The following is a 2923-nucleotide window of genomic DNA, read 5'->3' on the forward strand; positions in this document are numbered from 1 at the left end:
AGGCCCAGTTGCGCAAGGTCCAGGCCGGCCATGCGGATCTGTCCCCCCACTGGCGGGAGGATGCCCAGCAGGACGTTGAGCAGGGTGCTCTTGCCGCAGCCCGAGGGGCCGACGATGGCCACCGACTCACCGCCGGCGATGCGCAGGTCGAGGCCGTCGAGGACCCAGGGCTCCTGTTCCGCGTAGCGGTAGCGCAGGCCCTGGATCTCGATGCTCGCCTCGCGATCGCGGAGGTTCTCCGGGAGGATGTCGCCGTGGCTGACCTNTGTTCCGCGTAGCGGTAGCGCAAGCCCTGGATCTCGATGCTCGCCTCGCGCTCGCGGAGGTTCTCCGGGAGGATGTCGCCGTGGCTGACCTCCGGGGCCTGGAGGACGATGTCGGCCAGGCGCTCGCCCTGCAACTGGAGCATGCGCAGCTCGAAGAACTTGTCGATCAGGCTGCCGACGCGGCTGTCGAACTGCGACTTGTAGGCGTTGAAGGCCATCAGGATGCCGACGCTGAACTGGCCGTCCATCACCATGGTCGCGCCGAGCCAGATCACCAGCAGGTTCTCCACGCCGAACAGCAGGCCGTTGAGCTGCTGGTAGAACAGTTGCAGCTTCTGCGTACGCAGGCCGGCGTTGATCTGTTCCACCAGCAGGCCGAGCCATACCGAGCGGCGCTCGTCCTGGCGCTGGAACAGCTTCAGCGGGCGGATGCCGCGCACCGTCTCGAGGAAGTGGCTCTGCTGCCGCGCGGCGTGGACGATCTGCTCCTCGGTGGCGTTGCGCAACGGCCGGTACCAGATCCAGCGGCCGAGGGCGTAGAGGCTCATGGCGGCGATGGCGATGGCCGCCAGCGGCGGACTGTAGAGCAGCATCATGCCGAGGGTGGCGACGGTCATCAGGCCGTCCAGCACCGCCGAGAGGAAGGCCGCGGTGAGGGTCTGCTGGATGCTGTTCACCGCGCCGAAGCGCGACACCACGTCGCCCAGGTGGCGCTTCTCGAAATACTGCGCGGGCAGCCGCAGCAGGTGGCTGAAGACGTTGGCCTGCCACTGCACGCCGAGCAGGGTGCTCATGTGCATCATCACCCAGGCGCGCACCCCGCTGACCGCCTGCTGCATCAGCAGCAACAGGCCGAAGCCGATGGCCAGGGTGCTGAGCAGGTCACGGTCTTCGCTGACGATGACGTTGTCGATGGTCCATTGCAGGAAGAACGGACTGATCAGCGAGAACACTTCCAGCGCGCCGGCGAGCAGCAGCACCTGGGCCAGCGAGCGGTACAGCCCGGTGACCTTGCCGAGCATGCCCAGCAGCTTGATCCGCGGCGGCGCCTCCTGTTTCTCGAAGCCGCTCTCCGGCCAGAGTTCCAGGGCTACCCCGGTGAAGCTCCGCGAGACTTCCTCCAGGCCCAGCCGGCGCTGGCCGTGGGCGGGGTCGTGGAGCACCGCGCCGCGCCCGTCGACCGCCTTGAGCACGACGAAGTGGTTGAAGTTCCAGTGCAGCACGCAGGGCAGCTTGAGCTTGCCGAGGTCGCCGAGGTCGAGCTTCACCGCGCGGGTGCCCAGGCCGAGGCGGTGGGCGGTCTGGATCAGTTGCTTGAGGGAGATGCCCTTGAGCGATACGGAGAAGCGCCGGCGCAGTTCCATCAGGCCGGTATGGTGGCCGTGGTAGCCGGCGATCATCGCCAGGCAGGCCAGGCCGCATTCGGTGGCTTCGGTCTGCAGCACCAGCGGCAGGCGGCGGCCCAGGCGCAGGGCGAGAGCGTCGAGAAAGGCCATGGGTCGTTCCTAGAGTTTGCCGGTCAGGCTGTAGAGCGGTTCCAGCACCCATTCGTAGAGGCGCCGGGTGTCCTGGAGGATGTCGGCGTCCAGCAGCATGCCGCTCTGCAGCGGACGCGGCTGGCCGTAGGCGGTCACCGCCTGGTCGTCGAGGGTTACCCGCAGCCGGTACAGCTGCTCGCCATCCTGGCCGAGCCCCGGTACGCCGCCGACCATGCTGGAAAGCTCGGCATAGGAGACGCTGGCGCGGGAGATCGACTGCACCTTGCCGTGGTACTGGCCGAACTTCTGGTACGGATAGGCCTGGTAGCGGATCAGCACCGCGTCGCCCGGCCGGATGAAACCGATGGACTTGCTCGGCGCGTAGAGTTCGGCCTGCAACGGGGTGTCGGCGGGAACGATGCTCAGCAGCGGACGCGAGCTGTCGACGGTCTGCCCGGCTTCGGCGAGCACGGCGGTGGCGATGCCGCTCTCCGGCGCGGTGACCAGCAAGGTGCGCTTGGCTTCGCTTTCGGCCAGGTCCTGCTCCACCGTGCTGAGCTGGCGGCGGGTTTCCGCGAGCTGGTTGGCCTGGCGCGCGGAAAGCCCGGCGAGTTCGTTGCGGCGCTCGGTCAACTGCTGCCGCAGCGACGTGCGTTCGCGCTCCAGGCCTTGCAGGGTCTGGCGCTGGCCGAGCAGCTCGGCCTGGCGCTGCTGCAACTGGTCCATGGAGATGTAGCCCTTGTCCATCAGCCCCTGGTAGCGCGCGGCGGCGTCGCTGGCCAGCGCCAGCAGGCGTTGCTGGCTGTCGGTTTGGGCGGCGAGGGTGGTCAGTTCGCGCTGCAGGCTGGCGACCTTGCTGGTCAGGCTGTCGCGCTCGTCGTCTTGCAGGCGGCGAAGCTTTTCCAGTTCGTCGCGCAGGGAGTCGCGGCGTTGTTCCAGGCGCCTGCTGATACCGGCCTGCACCGGGCCGGCATCGCTGCCGTAGCGTTCGCTGGAAAGCACCATCAGGCGCTCGCCACGTCGTACCGCCTGGCCTTCCTGGACGAACTTGCGCAGCACGATGCCGGCCTGCGGCGCGTGCACCTTGACCTGGCCGCTGGCGGGAACCAATTGGCCGCTGACGGTGCTGCGCTTGGTGTAGCTGCCGAACAGGAAGAAGCCCACCACCAGCAGCGCCAT

Annotated in this window: 1 protein-coding gene and 1 pseudogene; both read right to left on the reverse strand. The window is 68.0% G+C overall.

Going from position 1 to position 2923, the window contains the following annotated elements; all coding sequences use genetic code 11:
- Positions 1–1762: pseudogene (locus LT948_RS32960) on the reverse strand (peptidase domain-containing ABC transporter); the annotation flags it as partial.
- Between the two features lie 9 nt (positions 1763–1771).
- Positions 1772–2923: HlyD family secretion protein (locus tag LT948_RS32965; RefSeq protein WP_216663947.1), on the reverse strand; the 1152-nt coding region annotated here is incomplete at its 5' end.

This window comes from Pseudomonas sp. CP-1 (assembly GCF_021213715.1).
GTDB classification, from domain to species: domain Bacteria; phylum Pseudomonadota; class Gammaproteobacteria; order Pseudomonadales; family Pseudomonadaceae; genus Pseudomonas; species Pseudomonas aeruginosa.